Raw genomic sequence first — 23071 nt, forward strand, 5'->3', positions numbered from 1 at the left:
AGACACATGGGCGAAGGTTGGAGGGCTGGAAATGACGCAGACAGACGACGCGGCAGAGCAGCGGTGCGCGTCGCCGCCGGAGCCTTCTCCCAGGGCCGTGTGGCAGCTGGCGCCGCAGGTCTGCCGCGTACCGCGGCTACTCGGCGAGGATGCTGCCGGAGGAGTCCTGGAGCGCGTGCTCGCCATCCCCCAGGAGGAGCTGGCCCCGGCACGGATCCGCAACGACGAACTCAACCCCGCGATCCGCCGCTCCCGCACCCGCCACCGCTTCGCGGTCCGTGAGCTGGTCACGGTCCTCGAAACGCTGCACGAGCAACTGGAGCAGGTCTTCGGTGTGCCGCTGCGCGGAACCCGGGCGCGCTACACGCTCAACGTGCACAACGACGGGGACTTCTACCGCCCCCACCAGGACGTCAATCACCGCGTGCCGGTCAAGGCACCGGGAGGTGAGAAGGTCCTGACCTTCGTCTACTACCTGCACCGCACGCCCGCACCCTTTACCGGCGGCGCGCTGCGCATCTACGACGCCGCCTCCCCGGTCCGCGGCGGAGCCGCCCTGACGGCGCAGGACTGCACCTACCGGGAGTGGCCCCCGGACCACGACAGCATCATCTTCTTCCGCCCCACGACCCTGCACGAAGTGCGGCCCGTGTCCTGCCCGTCCAGGGACCTCGCCGACAGCCGCTTCGCCGTCAACGGATGGCTGTGCCGCCCCGGCGGCGCCTGATGTCGCAGCCCCGCCCTGTCGTCGGCCCGGCGGGCTCGGCGGCACCACCGTAGGAGGGCGTCCCGCACGGCCGCCCAGGGCTACGGCTTCGATCACCCGCGGAACCGGCCGCACCACCGCCGCGAGGAGGTGAACGGGCCGGGGTGGCAGGTCAGCAGAGCTCGCGGTATTCGGCCGCGGGTATGTACGTCGCCCACTCCTCCCGGGTGATGTCGCGGCCGACGCGCTCGCAGACGGTGGCCGCGAGCGCGTCCGGGGTGAGGTCGACGGTTCGTACGCGCTCGTTGTCGATGAAGCGCAGGGCGTTGTCCCGGAACGTGATCACGTCGTCCGGGCCGGAGCCGAGGTCCAGGGGCGTGCCGAGCCGGACGCGCCCGGGCACGTCCCAGATCTGGACTCCCTCGTCCAGGGGAACGGCCAGACTGCGCCCGTTCTGTGAGAACGTGGGGAGTCCGACGACGGTCGGGGCCGACTTCCCGGAGCCGTCGGATCCCGGGCCGGGGATCCGCTCGGTCCTTTCGCGTAACCGCGTGTCCCACAGGTCGAGAGCACCTGACGGAGTGAGAGCGGCCAGGGTCCGCCCGTCCGGAGACACGGTGATCGCGGCGTACTCCTCGTCGGGGAAGGGCAGTTTCGTGACGCCGCCGGTGCGGAGGTCGAGCAGTTCCCCGCGGGTGGTCAGGTGGTGGAGGCCGTCCGGGAGGAAGAGGTGGCCGTTCCGGGCGCCCCGGTACTCACGGATCTTCCTTCCGCGCCGGTCGAAGACCTGGAGAAAAGGTTCACTCGTGGCAGTCGCATCCGCGTGATCCCAGACGATCGACAGGTGGCTCGCGTCGGCGGCGAGGACCATCGCGTGCACCAGGTGGTTCTCCGGCTGCGGTACGGGCAGGCGCGTACGCCTGCCCGTGGTCACGTCGAGGATCCACGGCATCCAGGTGGCCCCGTCGCGGGTTTCATAGCTGACGGTGTCGTACGCGACGTAGCGCCCGTTGCCGGACAGGGAACGGAAAGGGATCCCCTCCGTCCGGCCCCAACCGGTCTGCACCGACGGCTTCCCGAGCGGCTTGCCCGTGTCTGTGTCGATCACCCGCAGGACCGGATCCTCGCCGAACCCCTGGCTCACCGTGAGCACCGTTCGCCCGTCGTCCGAGTAGCCGACCGGGTACGCCGGATCCGGCCCGGGGGACGCGGCCTTCGGACCGTCGCCGCCCAGGATCTCCGCCAGGCCGATCCGGTGGACCTCCCGCAGCTCCGGCAGCAGATAGGTGAGGGTTCCGGTCTCCTCGTCCAGGGCCATGGGCCCGGTCACGGCGCCCGGTTCCGTGGTTTCGAAGACGACGGCGAGCCTGCTGCCGGACGACAGCACCACCAGCCCGTTGTCCTGGTCCTGCCCGATGACGTAGTTGCCCCGCGAACTGAACGACAGCCCGTGGTAACCCTGCAACGTCGTGGGGTGGATCGACGCCCCCGTACGGGCGTCGACGACGGAGTCCCCCTCGACGACTCCGGTGGATTCGTCCGGTGACCCTCCCGAGAGGAGCACGTACCGCCCGCTGGGATCGAACCGGACGGCCCCGTCCTCTCCCGGGCACGGCTGCTCCATGGCGACGCCCTGCGACGTGTCGCCACCCACCGGCCGCACCACGACGTCCCCCGCCTCACAGCCGGCGACGTACCGGCCGTCCGCGGACAGCGCCATGAGCCGCTCCCCGGTGGTGATCACCGTCCCTTCGGCGTCCACCACCGCGTCCGGACCGTCCGACACCAGCAGTAAGTCCCCCTTGTTCGACAGTGCGATCGGTTCGGCTTCTTCGGCCTCCGCGAGGTCACCGACCGGCCCTCCGACCGGTTTTCCGACCGGTTTTCCCGTCCGGGTCGAGATCCGGGTGTGGCCGTCCTCGCCCACCACCCCGATCAGCGCGGTGCGCCCGTCGGGGCTCAGCAGCGGATCGCCGGCCCCGGCGGCCACGCTGCGGTCGACCTGCACGGGCCTCCGCCCGCCACGGCCGCTCGCGCTCAGGTCCCAGAAGCCGGAATCCCACGTCAGTACGCGCCCGTCGGCGGACAGCGCGGTGCCGGCGTACCCGTCGTCGGGCAGCGTGAACATTTCCGCCTCCCGGCGCACCGCGGCGGAGAGGAGCTCCTCGCGGGAGGCAGCGGTGTCGGCGATCCGCCAGGCGGCCAGGCCGAGGAGCCGGGAGGTGTCCGGTGCGCTCCCGCTGAGTTCGCGCGCCGCTCGTACCGTGGCCACGGCGATGTCCTCGTCCCGCTGGTGCGACGCCTGCCGGGCCTGCTGCCAGAAGATCCCCGCCGCGATCAGGGCCATGGCGACGAACACCGAGGCCGCCGTGACGAGCCGCCGCCGCATCCGCACCGTCCGCACGGAGCGGGCGCGGGCGGTGTCGAGGAACCGCACCTCCCGCGGGCCGGGCCGGATCCACACCGGTGTGCGCGCGGCCCAGTCCAGATAGAGCCGGAGGCCGCTGCCCTGCGGCAGATCCTCGTCCCGCTCCCCGTGCGCCAGCCAGGTACGGAGATCACGGCCGAGCGCGCGGTGCGTACGGAGGTTGTCCCGGTCCTCGGCCACCCACGTCCGCAGTCGCTGCCACGCGGGCAGCAGGGCGGCGCTGACCGGTGCGGTGGAGCCGTCGTCGGCCGTCCGCAGCACGCCGGCCGCGGCGAACGTCTCGACGCAGGCCCGTACCGCGGCGTCCTCCCCTTCGGCACGCTCGGCGTACAGCTCCTCGTGCGACACGGTACGCACGGTGTCCCGCGCCGCGTCGTCGAAGGGCTCGACCATCCTGAGCAGCACTTCGCGGGCGGTCGTACGGGCGGACGCGGGCAGCGCCGTGTAGGCGGCCTCGGCCGCCTCGCCCAGGGTGAGGTCCACCAGGGCGGGCGAGGTCCCGAACGGACGGTTCCCGGCGGAGTCCGCCTGCCGGGCCCCTTCCTCCAGCAGACCCCCGGACTCCGGCCGCGCCCCCATGAGCGCCGCCAGCAACTCGACGGACGAGGGCCGCTCGTGGGGCTTCTTCGCGAGGGCCGCGGCGACCAGGGACCGCACCCCCGCCGGCAGCGCGGACAGGTCGGGGTCGAGTTCGGTCGTCCGGTGGACGACCTCGCCCACATGGGCACCCCGGAACGGCTCCTCCCCGGTCGCGGCAAACAGCACCACGGCCCCCCAGGCGAAGACGTCGGCGGCCCCCGTCGCCCGCTTCCCGGCGAGAACCTCGGGAGCCATGTAACCCGGCGTGCCCGCCATTCCGCCGGTGGCGGTGAGGGTCATGTCGGGTGCGCGGGCGATCCCGAAGTCGATGATGCGGGGCCCGTCGGGGCCGAGCAGGACGTTCCCGGGCTTCAGGTCCCGGTGGACGACCCCGGCGCCGTGGATGGCGGCCAGCGCGGTCGCTGTCCCGACGGCGAGCCGCTCCACCGCGTCCGCGTCCAGCGGGCCGTCGCCCCTGACCCGGGCGGAGAGGGCGGGCCCGGCGATGTAGTCGCTGACCAGGAAGGGCTGCCCCTCGTCCGCGGACACCGCGCGGATCCGCGCGGTGCAGAAGGTGGGCACCGCCCGCGCCGCCTCGGCCTCCCGGGCGAACCGCTCCCGCACCGGCGCCGGGGCCCCGGGGTGCAGCACCTTCAGAGCGACACGCGCGCCGGCCCCGTCGTACGCCTCGTAGACCGTCCCTTGTCCCCCCGCCCCGAGCCGCCCGGCAAGCCAGTACCCGCCGATCCGCTCGGGATCGTCCGGCGCCATCGTCCTCGTCACCACGAATCTCCCCACCCGCTCATCCCACCGCGCGGAACCAAGGACATCACAGGCGCCCCGTTTGGTTGCCGGGCTGCCGGGAGCCGGTCAGCCCCACAGCGCGTAGTTACCGGCCAGCATCAGGACGATCACCGCCGCGAGCCCGGTCAGGGCGTAGTGCAGCCGCGAGGCCCAGCCCCACCAGCGGCGGTGGTAGGCCAGCACCGAGCAGCAGAGCACCGCCGCGGTGGCCACGCCGGAGGCGGTGAGCAGCGTCGGTACGGCGGTGAGCAGCGGCGAGTCGCCCAGGAACACCGTCTGGTTCATCACGTTGGAGTCCGCGACCAGCATCGCGAAGCAGGCCGTCACCCCTCCCAGCAGCAGGCTGTTGACCCAGGCCAGCAGCCGCGCCGCGCGCGGGCCGGGGCGCGGGTCACGGGAGCGGCGCACGAGTGCGACGGCCGGCCAGCAGACCATGGACAGCGCGATCACGCCGAGCCCGCCGGTGAGCAACTGCATGTGCAGCACGGGCGATTCGTACCAGGCGACCTTGTCGAAGGCGACCGAGACATCGGTGCTCACCGCGAGCCGATTGCCCTTGAAGGCGATCCTGGCGTCGCCGTCGACCTCCTGGAACAGCCCCGGTTCGATCTGCCGCCACTTCTGCTCGGTGGTGTCCGGGTCGGCGCTGAGCGGGCCGTTGGTGGTCAGGATCCCGTCGTCGCCGGCCGAGACCTCGATGGAGCCGGTCAGCGCGGAGGCGCGGGTGAAGTCGGAGTGGCTGGTGCGGTTGGCGCGGTAACTGCCCTCGAACCGGCCGATGTCCTCCAGGACGGTCGCCTTCGGCGTGCCCTCGGCCTTCCCGTAGACATGCTCGGCGGCCAGCTCCGCGACCTCGTCGGCGGCCAGGGCGGCTTTGCCGCCGTCGCCGTCGCCGTTGTAACTGACGTACACGCCGAGGCTCTCCTCCGGGAACAGCACCATGTTGGTGTGGAAGCCCGGAACGTCACCATCCTTGACCAGGTAGCGGTGCCCGTCGTGCCGGCGCTCCTCCAGGACGTACGCCATGCCGGGCAGCCGCTCGTCGTTGCCGTAGTGGCGCTCCTGAAGGAGCCGCAGGGCCTTTTCGCCGAGCACCCGCTTGTCCGCCGGTCGGCCGTCGTCGACCAGGCCGCGCATCAGCCGGCCCATGTCGGTGGCGGTGGAGACGGCGGCGGCCCCGGTCGGGGTCCACGCGCCGTACTGCCCCTTCGCGGTCTCCTGGCCACCGCCGGAGGGCCGGTGCCCGCGCGAGAGCGTGATCTCCAGCCTCTTCGGGTGCGGCTGCTCGAAGGTGGTGCGGGACATGCCGAGCGGTTCGAGGATCCGTTGCTCGACGTACTCCTCGAAGGACTGCCCGGTGATCTGCTCGACAAGGCAACCGGCCAGCGCCACGCCGTAGTTGTCGTAGCTCGCAGCTTCACCGGGCTCGCGGACCCGGTCCGGCTGGTTGTCCGCCAGGCTCTCGCCAAGGTCCTCGGCGCTCTGCGGGTCCTCGCTGGCCGTGCCGACAATGCTGAAGTCGAAGCCGGCGGTGTGGGTCAGCAGATGGTGGGGCGTGACCGGTCTGCCCGGGTAGGTGTCCTTGATCTGGAAGCTCTTCAGGTACGCGTTGACGTCGGTGTGCAGGTCCAGTTTCCCGTCCTCGACGAGTTGCAGCACCGTGATCGCGGTGAAGACCTTGGCGACCGAGCCCATGAAGAAGCCCGTACGGTCCGGTTCCACCCGCCGGCTCTCGTGGTCCGCGTCCGGCACGCCGTAACCCCTCGCCATCAGCTGCCTGTCGCCGGACACCACGGACACGGCGGCGCCGGGGATGTCGTATTCGTGCAGTTGCCGCTTCAGCAGCCCGTCCAGACGCACGCCCAGCCCGTCCGGGCCGGACGGGGCGTTCGGCGCCCGTTGGAGCGACGCCTGGTGCGCCGGCGTCGCGAAGACCGGGGCGTCTCCACCCAGCAGCACCAGGACGATTCCGAGGACCAGGGTCATCGGGGCAAGGGCCCGTCGGGCTGTCATCTGTTGGCTCCTTCGGCCGCGCTCAGGAAGATCGACGACAGCGAGTCAACTCCGCGCGGACCGTCCTCACCATGGCCCTCGGTAGTGTCAGGGGGGTACCTGGCTACACCCCGGGAGACGCCACTGAGGTCCAGTGAGAAACCTCGTCCCCGTCCGCAGACTGGCAGGTGCACAGCGGCAAGCAGTCGCCGGATGAGGGGAACACGGGATGAGCATCGTCAGCGCCGACAAGGAGCGCGGCCGCGGGGGCGGCCGGAAAGAGGGCCTGCGGCCCGCCCACGCCTTGCGGGCGCTGGGCCGTACGCTCGCGCTCCTCGCGCTCGCGCCGGTCGAGGTACTGCTCTTCGGCATCCTGGTGGCCGCCGTCTCCCTGCTGGGAGTCGGCCTCGGCATCTTCCTCGTGCCCGCCGTCGCGATCGCCGCACGTGGGGTGATGAACGTCCAGCGGCGCCGCGCCCGGGACTGGTCGGGCGTCGAGATCGGTGACCCGTACCTCCCCGCCCGGGACACCGAGCCCGGCGCGAAGGGCCGGTTCCAGCGCACCATGGGCATCCTGAGCGACCCGGCCACCTGGCGCGACCTGCTGTGGATGCTGGTGAACCCGGTGGCGGGCGTGCTGATCCTGGTGCTGCCACTGACCTTCTTCGCCTACGGCGTCCTCGGCGTCCTCATGCCCTTTTTGTGGGAGCCGATCGCGGACGCGGGCGGCAACAACTGGTACATGATGGTGCACGTCAACAACAGCGGCACCGCACTGACCGCCGCCGTGCTGGGCGTCCCCCTCATTCTCGTGGGCTACCTGACGGGCCCGGCCATGCTGCGGGTCCACGCACGGTTCGCGTACGTCCTGCTCGCTCCCACCGAGATGGCGCGCAAGGTGCACCATCTCACCGCCACCCGCAGCGACGCCGTGAACACCAGCGCCGCCGAGCTGCGCCGGATCGAACGGGACCTGCACGACGGCGCGCAGGCCCGGCTGGTCGCGATGGGCATGAACCTGGGCGTCGCCGAGCGGCTGCTCAGCAAGGACCCGGAGGCCGCCCGCACGATCCTGGTCGACACCCGCACCGCCTCCGCGAAGGCGCTGAACGAACTGCGCGACCTGGTCCGGGGCATCCACCCGCCGGTGCTGGCCGACCGCGGCCTGGCCGACGCCGTACGGGCCCTGGGGCTGGACAGCCCGCTTCAGGTGGAGGTGAACGCGGAGCTGCCGAGCCGGCCTGAGGCGCCCGTGGAGTCCGCGATGTACTTCGCCATCTCCGAGGCACTGACCAACGCGGCCAAGCACGGTTCCTCCCGCAACGCCACGGTGGACGTCTGGTACTCCGAGGGCGCGCTGCGCGCCCGGGTGAGCGACGACGGCGCCGGTGGCGCGGACCCGGCGCAGGGCACAGGGCTGCGCGGCATGGAGCGGCGGCTTGCTACCTTCGACGGCACTCTGGCTCTCGCCAGCCCGGCCGGTGGCCCGACGACACTCACCATGGAGCTGCCTTGCGTGTTGTCCTTGCCGAAGACCAGTTCCTCCTGAGGGACGGCCTGATCCGGATGCTCCAGGCGTACGACTTCGAGATCGCCGCGGCGGTGGACAACGGTCCGGACCTGCTCAGAGCTCTCGTCGATGAGCGTCCCGACGTGGCCGTGGTGGACGTACGCCTGCCCCCGACGTTCACCGACGAGGGCCTCCAGGCCGCCCTGCGGGCCCGCCGGGAGCTGTCCGGACTGCCGGTGCTGGTGCTGTCGCAGTACGTGGAGCAGCTGTACGCCAAGGAACTGCTTGCCGACGGAAACGGCGGCATCGGCTACATGCTCAAGGACCGGGTGTTCGACCCGGACGACTTCATCGACGGCGTGCGCCGCGTCGCGCGCGGCGGCACCGCGATGGATCCGGAGGTCATCTCGCGGCTGTTCAGCGGCAGCACCACGGCGCGCGAGAGCACCGTCGCCCGGCTGACCGCCCGGGAGCTGGAGGTTCTCGAAGTGATGGCCGAGGGCCGGTCCAACGCCGCGATCGCGCAACGGCTGGTGATCACCGAGCGGGCGGTCATCAAGCACACCTCGAACATCTTCAACAAGCTCGACCTGCCCATCTCGGACGACGACAACCGCCGGGTGCGCGCCGTGCTGACGTACCTCAAGGACGCCGCGGGCACCGTCGAGTAGGCGCGCGCGCAGGCGCCCGCCGGACAGCAGAAAGCCCAGACCAGCCGGTGGAGCGTCACATGGACGAGTTGAGTTTCCGATTGCTGGATACCGTCGGGGTGTGGCGGAAGGGGCAGCCGCTGGGCCCCGCCACCGCGCAGCAACGGACGGTGCTCGCACTGCTCCTGCTTGAGCACGGTCGCTGCGTGCCCGTGGAACGGATGAGCCTCGCCCTGTGGGGCGGTGAACCGCCGTCCTCGGCCCGGAACTGTGTGCAGGTACAGGTCTCCAGGCTGCGCCGGCTCCTCGGGTCGGCACCGGTCCGGCTGGCATCGTCGGCTTCCGGCTACTCCATCGATCTGCTTCCCGACCGCGTCGACCTCTTCCGGTTCCGTAGCCTGGTGCACGATGCCTCGACGGCCGAACCCTCCGTGGCCCGGGACATGTTGACGCGGGCGCTCAGCGAACGGCGCGGCCCCGTCCTCGCGGGCGTCGCCGGGACCTGGCTGACCGAGACCGTCGCCCAGAACCTCGAAGACGAGTATCTCGACGCCGTCGAGGAACTCGCCCGGCTGGAGAGGGAGACCGGCCATCCCGAGAAGGCGGTGGCCCGGTTGACGCCGCTGCACCTGGTGAACCCCCTGCGTGAAGGGCTCGCGGCGGCACTCCTCACCTCCCTGCACGCGTCGGGCAGGCGAGCGGAGGCACTCGTCCTCTTCCGGAGAACCCGGCAGGCTCTGGTGGAAGAGCTCGGTGTCGAGCCGGGCGATGCCCTGCAGCGCGCGCATGAGAAGGCGCTGCGCCACGAGGGGACCGCCCCGGTACGGCGGGAGGCGCCCGCCGCGGGCAGGCTGTCCCCGGACCGGGCGCCCCGGCAGCTGCCCCCGGACAACGCGTACTACAGCGGGAGACAGCGGGAGCACGGCTGGCTCGACGCCCTGGTGCGGCCGGGCCACGAACGGGATCGGACCGCCGCGCCGGGCATCGGTGTGATCACCGGACTTGCCGGCGTGGGCAAGACGGCCCTGGCCGTGCACTGGGCACACCGTAACCGCGACCTGTTCCCCGGCGGACAGCTCTACCTCGACCTGCGCGGGTTCGGGCCGCACGGCACCCCGGTCCCGGCAGCGGACGCCCTGAGGACGCTCATCGAGGCGCTCGGGGTCCCCCAGGTCCGAATACCGGCCTCGGAGGACGGGCGCGTCGGAATGTTCCGCAGCCTGCTGGCGGACCGGCGGATCCTGCTGCTCCTCGACAACGCCCGCGACGCCGACCAGGTCAGGCCACTGCTCCCCGGCTCTCCCGGCTGCGTCGTGCTGGTGACGACCCGTCATGAACTCACCTCCCTGGTGGCGAAGGACGGTGCCCGTCCCCTGGCCGTGGAACCGCTCACCGCCCAGGAAGCGCGTCAGGTCATGGCCGTACGGCTCGGGCACAGGCGGGTCACGGACGAGGAGGACGCGGTCGGGAAGCTCGTCTCGTTGTGCGGGGGGTTGCCGCTCGCTCTGGCGATGGTCACCGCGCACGCCGTGACGCGACCCCACCTCACGCTCTCCGAGCTGCTGCCCGAAATGGACGAGGCGGGCCGCCGCCTCGACGCGTTCAGCAGTGAGGACTCCCGCGCCGACCTGCGCAGCGCGTTCTCCTGGTCCTACGCCGCCCTCAGCGCCGAGAGCGCGGGCCTTTTCCGCCTGCTGGGTCTGCATCCGACACCCGAGTTCACCGTCGCCGCGGCCGCCTCCCTCCTCGGCGTGTCCACGGCCGCCACCAGGAAGCTGCTCGCGGAGCTGGTCCAGGCCCACCTGGTGACCGCGGTGTCGGCGGACCGGTACACGTGGCACGATCTGACGTGGGCCTACGCCAGAGAGCTGGCCCACGCCCGGACCCCGCCGGCGGAGCGCCACCGGGCGTCGCACCGCATGCTCTCCCACTACCTGCACACGGCCCGCGCCGCCGAACGGCAGACGAACCTCAGCCATCAGCTGCCGCTCGAAGCGGCCTCCGACACGCCCGGGGCCGTCAGCGTCGACTTCGATGACCCCCGTGCGGCGATGGACTGGCTCCACAACGAGCACCGGTCACTTGTCGCGGCCGTTCACGAGGCGGCCCACCATGGGTTCGACGCGCCGTGCTGGCAACTCGCCCAGGCGGTGCGCACCTTCCTCTACAGGTGCGGATACTTCAACACGCAGGCAGAGGTGCACAGGGTGGCGCTGACGGCCGCCGTGCGGCTTTCCGACCCCGCGGCGCGGGCCTACTGCCAGTTCGGACTCGGGCAGGCGTACGCGCGTCTCGGCCGGTTCGACGACGCGCACGCCCACCTGGGCGACGCCCGCGACATGTACCACGAGCTCACGGACCACCTCGGACAGGCGATCGTGCACACCCAGCTCTCGGTGCTCGAAGGCCAGCGGGGTGATCCGGAGTCCGCGCTCGACCACAGCCTGCGCTCCCTGACCCACAGCCGGGAGGCGGGACACCGTCCGGGCGAGGCCATGGCGCTCAACAACGTCGGCTGGTACTCCGCCCAGCTCGGCGACTACGAGACCGCTCGACGCCACTGCACGGACGCCGTGGCGATGTTGCGCCGCGTCGGCGACTGCCTCGGCGAGGCGGCGGCTCTGGACAGCCTCGGTTACCTCCACCGCAGCCTGGGCCGGCCGGAGCAGGCGATCGTCTGCTACGAGCAGGCGCTCACGCTGCGGCGGGGCCAGGAGCGCGTGTACGACGCCGAGACCCTGCCGCAGCTCGCCGACGCCCAGTTGGCGGCCGGCCGGCCCGACCTGGCCCGCAGCAGCCTGCGACGCGCATTGAGCATGCTGGACGAGTTCGCCCGGCACGAGGCGGACGAAGTCCGCGAGCGCCTTGACGAGCTGGAGAACCAGCTCGGCCCGTCGGGCCGGCGAAGCCAGCCGTAGCGGGATCGTCCGGCACGCAGGGAGCGAGAGGCCCCCGCGGCATCCGCGCGCCCCGCTCCACACCTGTGCCACCCGGCTGTGACATGCGATCGAGGAGGCGGATCCACCGTCGCACCGCAGCTGCCTGCGCCGAGACTACGACGGCCGCGTACGCGCGACCGACCCCCGGACGATCGGCATACACCTGTTCCGCAGCTTCTCCGGCAAGCCGGTGCGGCAGCCCTGGAAGGGCGACGACCGCACTGCCCGTGACCTCGGTGAGCATTTCCCCGCTCCCTCGGTTCAGCATCGTGTCAGCTCAGTGCAAGCGGCGGATCGCAGAATGCTGGGGACCGCTGGCCATTGCTCCGCACGTCACGAGAGACGACCGGAGTTCTGCGCCCTGTAGCCTCCCGTCGCGGGAGGATATGTACCGCACGGGGTGGATATTGAACGTTCAGATTCGCATACTGGGCGCCGTCACCATCGACCGGGGGCCCGACGAGACCGTCCTGATTTCCTCCGCAGGCGCCCGCGCCCTCCTCGCCTTGCTCGCCTGGCGGCCGATGACATTCGTTTCCGATGACGTGGCTGTCGAGAAAATCTGGGGAGAAACGCCGCCTCTGCACCCCCGTGCCGCGCTGTATACGTGCGCGAACCGGCTGCGGCGCACGATCGCTGTATCGACCGGCATGGGGACGGAGGTCGTCGCGCGGGGCCGCGGTGCGTATCGGCTCGTACTCGACCCTGCGAACGTCGACGTGCACCGCTTCCGGCAGTCGCTCGATGCCGCCAGGACCGCCATGCGCCAGGACGAGAACGAGACGGCCCTGGCATTGTTCGACAGGGCCGATGCGCTCTGGCACGGGTCACCGGTGTCCGACCTGTCCTCCGCCTGGGCCTGCCGGACCAGGAATTGCCTCGAACAGGAGCGGCTCGGCATGCAGCTCGACCGCGCGCGGGTCCACTTGCGCCTGGGGCGGCACGCCGAGATCCTGCCGCTGCTCCACCGGCTCGCCGAGAAGCGCCCGTTGGATGAGTCGATCGCCTGGATGCTCATCCTCGCGCTGCACCGGAGCAGTCGGCAGAGCGAGGCTCTGGCCTGCTTCTCGCGGATCCGAAGTCAGCTGATACGTGAGATCGGCGACGAGCCCGGACCCGAGCTGAAGCGGCTGCACCAGTGCATCCTCACCCGGGATCCCGCCCTCAGCTCCGGTTCGCCCCTGGTCGTGTAACGCAGACAGATCGTGGACAGGCCGCCGAAAGGCATCCTTGCCAAATTTATTGGCGGCGATCGACGCCGTACGGCATCGAGGTCGAGGAGTCGGAGGAGTTCGACCTCGGGCCGGCCGGACCGGCCTGTCAGTGCTGCGAGAGCCGCCCCTGCGGTTGCACGGGCCAGCCTTCGTGCAACGAGCCTGACTGACATCCGATTCGGTAGCCGCGCCGGGCTCTCACGCGGCCTGTGGCAACACGAGCTACAGGACAACTGAGAGCCCGGTGCGCACCCGTCAGCGTCATACGTCGTGTATCGAGAAGGGTGAAGCATGGACAGCGAGGGGCGATGAGCGGCAACATCACTGACACACTCGAATCGCTTGAGGGGTTGGTGTCCCGGTACGGAGTCGTCAGCGCGACGAAGGCTCGTCCCAAGGGGTCCTCCGCGCACTGCGCCCACCGGACCGTTTCGCAGATCGGCACCGGCGTGGCGGGCAGGGGACTGACGACGAAATACCACACCATCTGTGGGGGTGCCAGCCTGCACGACGCCGACCTCGCCCGGCTCGTGGCCATCGCCGAAGGGGCCGAGCGTTACGCGGGGATGGTGCCCGTCGGGGACGAGTCCATCGTCGCGAGCGCGGCCGAACTGGGCGGCGACTGCCTCGACCCCGCCAGGTATCCGCGCTGTTCGACCGCGGAGTACGCGCATCCTGCATGCTCGGTCGTGCCGTTCGACGACACCGCGGAGATCAGGTGGGTGCGCGGATGGGATCTGATCGAGAGCAGGCAGCTGTGGGTCCCCGCGGTCATGGCCGCCTATGCCGGGACCGACATGCCCGCAGAGAAGTTCGCTTACCAGATTTCGACCGGCTACGCGGTGCACACGGACCCGGTGGAGGCCGCCGTGCGCGGCATCTGCGAGGTCATCGAGCGGGACGCCATCGCTGTGCTGTGGTTGCAGCGACTTCCGATTCCCCGACTGCGCGAGGACATCACGACCGACGCCATGGCGGATATCGTCGAGTGGTTCGAGCGCCGTTTCACCCGTATCCACCTGTTCGACGCCACCACTGACCTGGGCCTGCCCACCGTGTACGCGGTCGCGGCCGCGGACGAGGACGAGCGCGCCTGCCGATACGTCTCATGCGGTACGGGCAGGAGCCTGGCGGCGGCCGCGGAGAGCGCGCTGCTGGAGACCGCCGGCGGAGATGCTCTCATCCACGGCGAGGAACCGGTGACGAAGCTGGAAGAGATCCGCGGCTCCATCGGCGAGGCCAGCCGGTACATGGCGGCACGCGAGCGTGCGCACGCCTTCGATTTTCTTACGGCGGCGGGCCGGACGTCTCCACGGGAGGCGCGGGACGGCCTGCCGGAGAGTCCGGATGCGGCGCTCGCGGTGCTGAAGGAGCGGCTCGCGGCGGCGGGCATGCAGGTCGCGGTGGTCGACAGGACCACCGAGGAGTTGAGCGGGGTCGGCCTCACCGCGATGAACGTCGTCATTCCGGACCTGCAGCCCATGAGCACCAATCCCTGGGTGCAGTTCAAGGGACACGGCAGGCTCTACAGTTCTCCCCGGCTCATGGGATACCGGGTTCTGCCAGAAGAGGAGTTGAACCCGTGGCCGCAGCCCTTCGCCTGAACACGATAGCCATGGCCGCCACCGGAGAGTTCGGGCGTCAGGTGATCGACTTCCTGGAGACGTGCCATCCCGGTGAGCGCGCAGTGCGCCACGCGGATTTCACGTCGGCGTTCGATGCACAGCCCGACATGGTGACCTTCGCCCTGTGGCGGGCCGACGCCGGTCTGGCCGGGCGGGCCGAGCACGCCGCACACGAGAACGGGATTCCCTGGCTGCCCGTCGTCCTCGATCACCTGACGATTCGGATCGGCCCTTTGGTCGTACCCGGCAGCGGCCCTTGCTTCACCTGCTTCGACGCCCGTCTCGTACAGCACGATCGGCATTGGGAGAGCACCGCGGCGCTGCGTGCGGGATACGAAGGTGACCGGGCGCTCGGGCCGCGGGGATTCCTGCCGCAACATGCCCGCACGGCAGCCGGATGGGCGGCGGGGATGCTCGCCCAGTCGGCGGCGGGAAGTCTCCCGCCGGGCCATGTGGTCACGCTTGCCCTGCCGTCCCTGGACGTCAGCCGGGACCAGGTGGTGGCGGTCGGCTCGTGCCGCCGTTGCCGGGAGACGCCCGCGCCACGCGACATGACGACCCTGCTGCGCCTCAGCGAACCGGAGGGTTCCCATGTCTGAGACCACATCGGCTGTCGGACGCCTGCTGCCCGGAGTGGCGGTGGTCGAGGTCGAGGACGGCGTTGCCGTCACGGGGGGCCCGCGGCGCCAGCACTTCCGCGGCAAGGCCGCCAAGCAGGTGCTGCCGGGACTGCTCCGCCTGCTCGACGGAACGCACAGCAGAGACGATATATGTCAGACGCTGGGGCTTACGTCCATGCAGCTGGCGAAGGCCCTTTCCGTACTCGACCATCGGGGGCTGCTGGACCACGCCCCCGGCCTGGTGCGGTCGACGGGGCTGACCGACGCGGCGGCCGCCTACTACTCCCGCGTCAGGAGCATGGCGGGATACCGGGAGACGAGCGATCTCACCGCCGACCTGGCCGACTCGCGCGTCGTGGTGATCGGGGGCGACGACGTGGCCGCTCCGATGGCGCAGGACCTCGTCGGCAGTGGAGTCGGCACTGTCGTGCACGTGCCCCGGATACCGCCCGGCGGTTCCCGTGCGCTCTTCGAGGGAACCGGCCTCGCGGTCGTGGTGTGGACCGGCCACGAAGCGGACGGGACGGCGGAGACCGCGGTCGCCGCCGCCGGCATGCAGGGAACACCGGTGCTCCGGGTGCTGCTGGGCGCCGACCATCTGGAGTTCGGCCCATACCTCCTGCCGGGATACAGCGTGTGCCTGGCATGCCTGGAGCGAGGGCGTCACGAAGCGGGCTGGGACCTGCCCGCGAGCCGTCCCGTCACGAACGGAACTCTGCAGACGGCGGTCGGCCTGGCAGCTGCCCAAGCGGTGTCGTTCCTGCTCGGAGGCGTAGGGCTCGTGCTCGACCAGCGCATCGTGCGGACCTCCGTCGACAGCGCCCGGATGACGCACGTTCTCGCAACCCCGTATCCCGGGTGCCAGCCGTGCGGAACGACGGGCATCGGCGACGAGCCCACGCCGGAGTCCTCGGCGGTCCAGCTCTACGAGTGGGCCGTCCGCGGCGCACCGCTCGTCCTGCAGTCCCGGCAGTCCAGGAGCCAGGCGGAGCAGTTCACCGCACTGGAAAGCGAGCGGCCCCGTCTCTCCAGCCACCCGGGCTGGCTGCTCCCCGAGGGCAGCCCGCCCGTGAGCGACGGTTCGGGTGCCGAGGAGGACGGGCCGGTCCCCGCGGCGAACGCGGCGGAGACGTTCGGCGAACTGCTGCGCCGCGTCGGAGGGCTCAGGAAGGGAGACGGCGAGCGTCCCACGCAGCGCTGGACACCCAGCGGCGGAAACCTCGGATCCGTCGAGCTCTACGTGGTGGGCGATACGGGTCGTGCGGATCTGCCCGAGGTCGCGTTCCGCTACGACGACATCGAGCACCGCCTCATCGCGGTGCGCCCGGACCTTGTCACCGTCGACGACCTGCTGACCGCGACCGATCTGCGGCCCGGCGAGTCGTATGACGCCGTGATCGCCCTCGTCGCGGCGTTCGGCAGGACGTCGCAGAAGTACCGCGCGTTCGCCCACCGCCTCGCGCATCTGGACGCAGGCGTGGCGATGACGCAGCTCGACACCGTAGCGGCCGGCTACGGCTGGCAGACCGCGTGGGCGGAGAGCTGGGACGAGAAGGCGACAGAGCTGCTGGGTCTCCATGCCCGCGAGCAACTCATCACGGCGATCGCCGGAATCAGGCACCAGCCCGACACGCAGGACAGCGGAGGCTCGTCATGCCGTTGATCGAGGAAAGTGACCTTGAGCGGAGCGTGGAGGAACTCCTGCGGACCAGGACACCGCTGCCTCCCGTCCCGCCCGGCACCCTCTTCGGGGCGGGTGCCGACGAGCCCGAACGCGATTCCCGCCAGCGGCTGCCCCTGGAGTCGGTGCTCCGCGGGCGGAAAACGGTGCGCGCTTTCACGGCGGCGCCGATCGAGCTCGGCACCCTCCGGCACCTGCTCATCCGGGCGGAACGCGGCTACCGAGCCCGGCGTCTGCCGTACCCGGACGGTCCGGCACCGGTCAGCGCCCTCGTGGGCATGCGTCGTGTCACCGACGTGACACCGGGCCTCTACAACCTGGCGGCGGCGGGCGGGACCGAGGAGTTCGAGCGGCTGTCACACACACCCGCACCTCCGAGCCACTGGGCCGAGACCTTCACCGACGCGCCGGCGTACGTGTTCATCGGAGGCCCGGTCGCGACGACCGCCGGCGGCACGTACGGGGCCTTGCTGACGCACGCCGGAGCCCTCGGCCTCGCGGTGTGGCACGCTGCCCGGGCGTACGGCCTGGACTGCTGCGCCTACGGCGCCGCCGACTTCAGGCTGGGGCAGATCATGCGGAGTCGTGACCCGGCCATGCGGCACATGTTCACGGTCGTCATCGGCCACCCGCCGGAGACCGGCCCGGCGGACTGGCGACTTGGGTGAAGAACTCGCGGTGGGAAACGGTCACCACATGGGACACCGTCCGCTTCATGGCCGTCCGGCTGAAGAGGTACCGCGGACGCTCCGCCCTGGCCCTCTTTGTCGTTCTGCTCCGCATGGGGCTGGGCGTGCTGAGCCCGATGGCCCTGCTGGTGCTGCTCGACACGGCGCTGCCGCAGCACGACACATCGCTCCTGGTCCTGGTCTGCGGTGGTCTGGTGCTGGTCAGCGCCTTGTCGGGCGTGCTCATCGTGGCCGAGACGGCGCTGACCAGCTCGGTCAGCCAACGCCTGGTAAGTGATCTGCGCCTGGAGATGTTCGACCGCACGGCGACGCAGCCGCTGGAGTTCTACGCGGATCAGAGCGTGAGCGAGATCCAGGCGCGCCTCGTCAGCGACGCCAACGGCGTCGACCGGTTCTTCAGCCAGACGGTGCGCTCCGCCGTGGCCGCCTTCGCCGGCGCGGCCGCGGCGGCCGTGGCCATGCTCATCATCGCCTGGCAACTGGCGGTCGTCACGCTGGTGCTGACCGGGCTGCTGTCGCTGCTGAACAAGCGGTTCGCCATGCGGCGCCGCACTCTGGCCAGGGACCGGCAACGGCACCTCACCGAGCTGATCCGGCACGTGTCCGACGTGCTGAACCTGGACGGCGCCGTTCTCGGCCGGACGCTGGGACACACCCGGTGGCAGCGGGAGCGGTTCGCCGACCGATGCGAGGAGATCCGCGACACCACGGTGCGGCAACGCATCATCGGCGCGGGCACGACCACCGTCATCTACGTCTGCTTCGGCACGGTCACGCCCGCCATCTATCTGGTGGGCGGTGTCTTCATGGATCACGTATCGGTCGGCGAGCTGGTCGCACTGGCCGTTCTGCAGATGCGGCTGTCCGATCCCGTGCAGACGCTTCTCGGATTCAGCGCCCAGGTGCAGGCATCGGTGGCCATGTTCGAACGGATCATGCACTACACGAGCCTGCCCGTCGTGGCACTCCCGCACATCCGCAAGACCTCAGGCAAGCCGACGACGGTGGAGGCGAGCGGGCTGCGGTTCCGCTACGCCGGAGCGGAGCACGCCGCGCTCGACGGCGTCGGCCTCACCATCGTCCCGGGCGTCATGAACGTGGTGCTCGGCCCCTCCGGCTCCGGAAAGAGCACGCTGGCCCTCCTGCTTGCCGGGCTGCTCCCGCCCGACCACGGAGCGGTCACGCTCGACGGCGAGCCGGCCGACCCGAAGCTCCTGCGCGAACACGTCACCATCGTGCCCCAGCACATCGCCTTCTCGAACACCTCGCTCCGCGACAACCTGTGCCTCGGCCGAGAGGACGTCACCGACGGTGAGCTGGATCGTGTACTGCGCGCGGCCTGCCTGACGGACTCGGGCCCGGCGCAGCCGGACGGCCTCGACACACCCGTCGGAGAGAGCGGACAGCACCTGTCCGGAGGCGAACGACAGAGGCTGGCCCTCGCCCGTGCGCTGCTGGCCGGCGGCCGTGTGCTGATCCTCGACGAGACCACGAGCGCGCTCGACGGGGTGCTCGCACAGCGCGTCCACGACTCGCTGCGGGACACCCTGACCGATCACACGATCATGGTGATCGCACACAGGATTCCGCGCCTGGCCGCGGACGACAGAGTGATCGTGCTCGGGCACGGCCGGGTGCTGGAGCAGGGCCGCCACGACCGGCTCCGGGCAGCGGGCGGTGCGTACAGCACCCTGCTCGCCGCTCAGGGCATGTCCGCCGCAAGCGGCGACCGGCCGCAGCGGGAAGAGGAGGAGAACGATGGCCACTGGCGCGGAGCTGCCGAACCTCGGAGTGGGGCTCGGGTACCGAAATGCGTTGCACGAATCGATTCTCGAATACCGGCAGGAGATCGACTTCCTTGAGATCATCACCGATCAGTACCTCGACGCCCCGGAGGCGCTGAGGCTCGTGCAGGAGACCATGGGCCTGATTCCGATCGTGCCGCACGGGGTGGAGATGTCGATCGGCTCTCAGGGACCGGTCGACGACGAATACCTCCAGCAGGTGCGGACGCTGGCGAAAGCCGTGGAAGCACCGTGGGTGAGCGATCATCTCTCCTTCACCCGCGAGGGCGGCATCGAGCTGGGCACCCTCACACCCGTCCAGCGCACCCGCGAGAACGTGCGCCGCATCGCGCGCAAGGCCCAGCACGTGCAGGACACGCTGGGCCGTAGATTCCTGCTGGAAAACATCACCTACTACGTGGAACTGCCCGGCGACCTCACCGAGAGCGAGCTGATGAGCGAGGTGATGGAGCACTGCGACTGCGGGCTCCTGCTGGACCTGCACAACGTCGTCGTCAACGCCCGCAACCACGGCTTCGACCCGTATGAATTCCTGGACGAGATACCCCTGGACCGGGTCGAACAAGTACACCTGGCAGGCAATGTCCCGGTGTCCGACGATTACGGACAGCTGATCGACGGCCACAACGCCCCGGTCGGCGACGAAGTGCTGCGGCTGCTGAGCCATCTCCTGGACCGGCGGCAGGTCAAGGGAATTCTGATCGAGCGGGACGAACTCCCCGGAGACTTCCACGAACTCCTCACCGATCTGCGTCGGGCGCGGCACGTGGCCGCACGCGAAGGAGCGTGAGGAGCGTGCCGGGAGCACAGGAACTGCTGGCCCGCGCGCTGGCCGATCCCACGCTGCTGGACGATGCGGCGGCGAACCCGGAGGAGTACGCGGACCGATACGGTCTCACGCCCGCCGAAGTCCGTCGGTTCTGCGGCTCCGGCCGGCCGGGTGTGTCTCTCAGCGCGGACAAGACCCGCGCGATGAAGTTCCTGCTTGCCGACGGAGCCGCGCCCGGCACGCTGGCGCTGTGCCGCGCCGTGGCCGACGAGGACGAGATCTTTACGCGTTGCCTGCTGCCCGCCAAGATGTCCTCTCCAGCGGGACTCATCAGCGCGATCACGCGACTGGGAGAACTCGCCTCCCGCAGCGCCGCGGCCGGTGACGTCCCGGTCATCCGGGACATCGTCCGTTATGAAGTCCTGCCGCAAGAAGTCCGGGGGAACTCCGTCCGGCCGACCACGGCCCCTGCCGTGGGACCGTCCCTGGGCGCCGACGTGCGTATGGCGGAATTCGGGTGCGCGGTCGGGCAGATCAGAAGACGGCTGATCGAAAAGGCCGCGTACGAGGATCTGCGCGAACGGCCCACCTACTACGTCGTTGCCCACGCCTCCGTGGCCCCCGCCCGGGTCCTGGTCCATCGCGTCTCCCGGGATCTGTACAGGCTGCTGAGCCTGTGTGACGGCTCGCTGCCGGTCCACGCACTGGCCGAACGGCTCGGCGCCCACACCGAGTCCGTCGAACGAGCCCTGGCACGCGTCCGGGCCACGGGTGTCGACGTGGCGGTTGCCCGGCGCGCGTAGTGGCTGCCGCTTCGCGCCGGCGAGCAGGTGCGGCAGGCCGACGCAACAAGATGGCGCGATCGGCTCATGACTGGGCCATCCGCGCGCAGTACGCTGCCGACGCCATCTAAGAGAAGAGGGAACGTGAGACGCATCCTGTTCGCTGTCATTGCGGCCGTGGGACTGGTGTTAGGTCTGCCCGGAGCCGCAAGTGCCCATAGCACCGACGACTGGTACACCGCGGCGGAACCACCCGCGAACCACACCTTCGCCGGCTGCTCTCTCAGCCACGTCAGCGGCGTGTACCAGGAGCTCTGCTGGGGCAACTACGGTAACTGGTTCTCTATGGACGGCCTGATCTCCGACACTGTCACCGACGGATACTGCGCGACGGCGCAGATCCGCTACGAGATCTATGAAAACGGAGCCTGGGTCGGGCACTGGCACTACCGCAAGGTGGCGGGCTACGACTGCACAACCGGAGGGAAGTACGAGGGCGTTTTTGTCGGGGAGTTCATCTCCAAGTACCAGATACGCAACATCTCCTCACGGGCCTGCCACGCCGACTCCAATGGCGACATCATCCACTGCGAGTCGAACTGGCACCCGCTGGTGCAGTCGACAGCAACGAATGAGGACCACGGACAGCTCGTGGAATATCCGTGGGTCAACGGTGAGTAGCTCTGCCCCTTCTCCGGGATGCGGTTGACGATCTGCAAACCCGTGAGGCGGTGGCCCAGGCGCTCATCCCCACGAAAGACCGGCTCCCCTTGGTGTGGGGCAGTGCCGTTTCGGCGCCGGAGACGGTGCACGCGGTGGCGCCCGGTCGGGCGAGTGCTTGGAGGGCTTGGTCAGTGGTCAGCTCTGCTTTCCTCGGGCCGACGAAGCACTCGACATGGTGCACTTCGGTGGGCGTGGGCGTGGGCGTGGGCGGGGGAGCGGCGGGTGCGGGTGCGTGCGAGGGCGGTGCGGCTGCGACGTATGGGGATGGGTACGTAGTCGATGCCGGGGGAACTGGCTGGACATGGGTGGCCGGTACGGGGAAGGCCACGTCGAACGGCTCGGCACGGTCGGCGCCGTGGGGGGTGCTGACGGTGGGCCACAGGCTCAAGGACACGTGGTACCACCGGGCACCGTTGTCGGTCTGGGAACGTCGTGGCTGGGCGGCTGCCGTCGGCTGCACCGCCGCTACGCGCGCAAGGGTGTACACGTCCTCGCCTTGGTCGGCATCGCCACAGAATTCATCTGCTACCACGTCGTCCGCGCGATCAGCGTGGTTACCCGGACGTCCTCACGGTAAGGGGGCGATGGCAGCGCCCGGCCGATCCGTTCGGCGAAGGCCGACCGCTCCTGTGGGCCGGGAAGCTGGCCTGCGGGAATCGCGGAGCAGACCGAACCGATGACCTCGTCGAGGCCGAGCTCGACACGGTAGTCCAGGGTGTCTTCCCGTACGTCGGAGAACCCGGCGTCCGCCAGCGCCCGCGCATACCGGCGCCGGTCGTCCGCGCTGGTTCCGCACGTGGCCTCCAGCCGGGTGCTGAAGTAGTCCTCCAGACACGATCGCAGCACACGCGACCAGGCGCTGTCCTGCAGCCACAAGGGTTCGCCGTTGGCCACCACCGCGATGCCCCCGCCCCGGCGGCACAGCGGAAGCAACGCCTGGAAGAGTTCCTCGTGCCGCATCCAGTGCAGTGCCTGTCCGATCACGGCCATCCCCAGGGGCCGCCGCCCCATCAGCCCGGCCAGTGCGGGGACATCGGAGTCGGCACCCAGCACCCACATCACGTTCCGCAGCCCTTGCCTCGCCGCGGTCTGCCTGGCGAGCCTGAGCATGTCCGGTTCCGGATCCATGCCGATGACCGAACCGACCCGGGACGCGAGCGGAACGGCCAACTGGCCGGTGCCGCACCCGAGATCGAGAACGGCATCGTCGACAGACAGCGCGAAGGCCGCCTGCAAGCCATCAAGGACTGCGGACGGATACCCACGGCGGTATTGCGCGTAGTACTCGGCGACGTCACCACTGAACCCCACGGACATCCGCCCACCCTGGCAGAGCGGACCGCTTCGGACAGCCCCCGGGCACACCGCTTAGCTACTGGCGAAGGAGAAGCCAGTACCCCAGCCAGGCAGGAACCCACCACCCATCAAGACACCGTTTTAGCTGGCGGCCGTGGCCATTCGGATGGTTGGGCTGGTTGGCGACTCGACGGTTGTTCAGGGGGTGTCCCCGTCGGCGCGGATCGGGCGATCCTCAGCCGTCTGGAATCTCTCAACG

General features: G+C 70.3%; 17 protein-coding genes. 13 read left to right on the forward strand and 4 right to left on the reverse strand.

The features are described 5' to 3' along the window. Positions 1–31: 31 nt before the first annotated feature. Entirely contained in the window at positions 32–727 is a 696-nt protein-coding gene (locus tag ACHZ99_RS14160) for a 2OG-Fe(II) oxygenase (protein WP_420304890.1), read from the forward strand. A 151-nt stretch (positions 728–878) separates the two neighbouring features. Here ACHZ99_RS14160 and ACHZ99_RS14165 read toward each other — a convergent pair whose 3' ends face one another. Next, on the reverse strand, positions 879–4496 hold the full coding sequence (locus ACHZ99_RS14165; RefSeq protein ID WP_420304891.1) for a protein kinase domain-containing protein: 3618 nt from the start codon (positions 4494–4496) through the stop codon (positions 879–881). A gap of 87 nt (positions 4497–4583) precedes the next feature. Further along, entirely contained in the window at positions 4584–6530 is a 1947-nt protein-coding gene (locus tag ACHZ99_RS14170) for a serine hydrolase domain-containing protein (RefSeq protein ID WP_420304892.1), read from the reverse strand. Positions 6531–6738: 208 nt separating this feature from the next. Between ACHZ99_RS14170 and ACHZ99_RS14175 the strand changes: the two genes are divergently transcribed. The 12 genes from ACHZ99_RS14175 to ACHZ99_RS14230 all read left to right on the forward strand — a co-directional run bounded on the left by ACHZ99_RS14175 (position 6739) and on the right by ACHZ99_RS14230 (position 21474). After that, on the forward strand, positions 6739–8058 hold the full coding sequence (locus ACHZ99_RS14175) for a sensor histidine kinase (RefSeq protein WP_420304893.1): 1320 nt from the start codon (positions 6739–6741) through the stop codon (positions 8056–8058). Next, positions 8022–8690: a LuxR C-terminal-related transcriptional regulator gene (locus ACHZ99_RS14180; protein WP_420304894.1), complete on the forward strand. Its 669-nt coding sequence runs from the start codon at positions 8022–8024 to the stop codon at positions 8688–8690. The genes ACHZ99_RS14175 and ACHZ99_RS14180 overlap by 37 nt, the downstream gene beginning before the upstream one ends. Before the next feature lie 59 nt (positions 8691–8749). After that, positions 8750–11587: an AfsR/SARP family transcriptional regulator gene (locus ACHZ99_RS14185; RefSeq protein ID WP_420304895.1), complete on the forward strand. Its 2838-nt coding sequence runs from the start codon at positions 8750–8752 to the stop codon at positions 11585–11587. A gap of 428 nt (positions 11588–12015) precedes the next feature. Next, positions 12016–12801 carry an AfsR/SARP family transcriptional regulator gene (locus tag ACHZ99_RS14190; protein WP_420304896.1) on the forward strand — a complete coding sequence of 262 codons (786 nt, stop codon included), beginning with the start codon at positions 12016–12018 and terminating at the stop codon, positions 12799–12801. Positions 12802–13130: 329 nt separating this feature from the next. After that, positions 13131–14426 (forward strand): YcaO-like family protein, encoded by a 1296-nt coding sequence (locus ACHZ99_RS14195; protein ID WP_420304897.1) that lies wholly within the window; start codon positions 13131–13133, stop codon positions 14424–14426. Next, complete coding sequence (locus ACHZ99_RS14200) at positions 14405–15046, forward strand: TOMM precursor leader peptide-binding protein (RefSeq protein ID WP_420304898.1); 642 nt, start codon at positions 14405–14407, stop codon at positions 15044–15046. The genes ACHZ99_RS14195 and ACHZ99_RS14200 overlap by 22 nt, the downstream gene beginning before the upstream one ends. Further along, entirely contained in the window at positions 15039–16730 is a 1692-nt protein-coding gene (locus ACHZ99_RS14205; protein WP_420304899.1) for a nitroreductase family protein, read from the forward strand. The genes ACHZ99_RS14200 and ACHZ99_RS14205 overlap by 8 nt, the downstream gene beginning before the upstream one ends. After that, on the forward strand, positions 16721–17416 hold the full coding sequence (locus ACHZ99_RS14210; protein WP_420304900.1) for a nitroreductase family protein: 696 nt from the start codon (positions 16721–16723) through the stop codon (positions 17414–17416). The genes ACHZ99_RS14205 and ACHZ99_RS14210 overlap by 10 nt, the downstream gene beginning before the upstream one ends. 47 nt (positions 17417–17463) lie before the next feature. Then, complete coding sequence (locus tag ACHZ99_RS14215) at positions 17464–19299, forward strand: ABC transporter ATP-binding protein (RefSeq protein ID WP_420304901.1); 1836 nt, start codon at positions 17464–17466, stop codon at positions 19297–19299. Continuing rightward, a complete protein-coding gene (locus ACHZ99_RS14220; protein WP_420304902.1) occupies positions 19253–20032 on the forward strand; it encodes a DUF692 domain-containing protein in 780 nt (259 codons plus the stop codon). The genes ACHZ99_RS14215 and ACHZ99_RS14220 overlap by 47 nt, the downstream gene beginning before the upstream one ends. 5 nt (positions 20033–20037) lie before the next feature. Further along, on the forward strand, positions 20038–20814 hold the full coding sequence (locus tag ACHZ99_RS14225; protein ID WP_420304903.1) for a hypothetical protein: 777 nt from the start codon (positions 20038–20040) through the stop codon (positions 20812–20814). Between the two features lie 123 nt (positions 20815–20937). Beyond that, positions 20938–21474 carry a hypothetical protein gene (locus ACHZ99_RS14230; RefSeq protein WP_420304904.1) on the forward strand — a complete coding sequence of 179 codons (537 nt, stop codon included), beginning with the start codon at positions 20938–20940 and terminating at the stop codon, positions 21472–21474. Here ACHZ99_RS14230 and ACHZ99_RS14235 read toward each other — a convergent pair. Together ACHZ99_RS14235 and ACHZ99_RS14240 are read right to left on the reverse strand one after the other, a co-directional pair. After that, complete coding sequence (locus tag ACHZ99_RS14235) at positions 21461–22048, reverse strand: DUF6233 domain-containing protein (protein WP_420304905.1); 588 nt, start codon at positions 22046–22048, stop codon at positions 21461–21463. The genes ACHZ99_RS14230 and ACHZ99_RS14235 overlap by 14 nt on opposite strands. Beyond that, positions 22042–22833, reverse strand: coding sequence for a class I SAM-dependent methyltransferase (locus tag ACHZ99_RS14240; protein WP_420304906.1), 792 nt, complete (start codon positions 22831–22833; stop codon positions 22042–22044). The genes ACHZ99_RS14235 and ACHZ99_RS14240 overlap by 7 nt, the downstream gene beginning before the upstream one ends. Positions 22834–23071 lie beyond the last annotated feature (238 nt).

Source organism: Streptomyces sp. MAR4 CNX-425, assembly GCF_048656465.1.
In the GTDB taxonomy this organism is placed as follows: domain Bacteria; phylum Actinomycetota; class Actinomycetes; order Streptomycetales; family Streptomycetaceae; genus Streptomyces.

Coding starts and splice junctions, on each gene's coding strand:
- ACHZ99_RS14240 (WP_420304906.1), bottom strand. CDS start 22,833: ATGTCCGTGGGGTTCAGTGGTGACGTCGCCGAGTACTACGCGCAATAC.
- ACHZ99_RS14215 (WP_420304901.1), top strand. CDS start 17,464: ATGGCCGTCCGGCTGAAGAGGTACCGCGGACGCTCCGCCCTGGCCCTC.
- ACHZ99_RS14185 (WP_420304895.1), top strand. CDS start 8,750: ATGGACGAGTTGAGTTTCCGATTGCTGGATACCGTCGGGGTGTGGCGG.
- ACHZ99_RS14160 (WP_420304890.1), top strand. CDS start 32: ATGACGCAGACAGACGACGCGGCAGAGCAGCGGTGCGCGTCGCCGCCG.
- ACHZ99_RS14205 (WP_420304899.1), top strand. CDS start 15,039: ATGTCTGAGACCACATCGGCTGTCGGACGCCTGCTGCCCGGAGTGGCG.
- ACHZ99_RS14175 (WP_420304893.1), top strand. CDS start 6,739: ATGAGCATCGTCAGCGCCGACAAGGAGCGCGGCCGCGGGGGCGGCCGG.
- ACHZ99_RS14170 (WP_420304892.1), bottom strand. CDS start 6,530: ATGACAGCCCGACGGGCCCTTGCCCCGATGACCCTGGTCCTCGGAATC.
- ACHZ99_RS14210 (WP_420304900.1), top strand. CDS start 16,721: ATGCCGTTGATCGAGGAAAGTGACCTTGAGCGGAGCGTGGAGGAACTC.
- ACHZ99_RS14195 (WP_420304897.1), top strand. CDS start 13,131: ATGAGCGGCAACATCACTGACACACTCGAATCGCTTGAGGGGTTGGTG.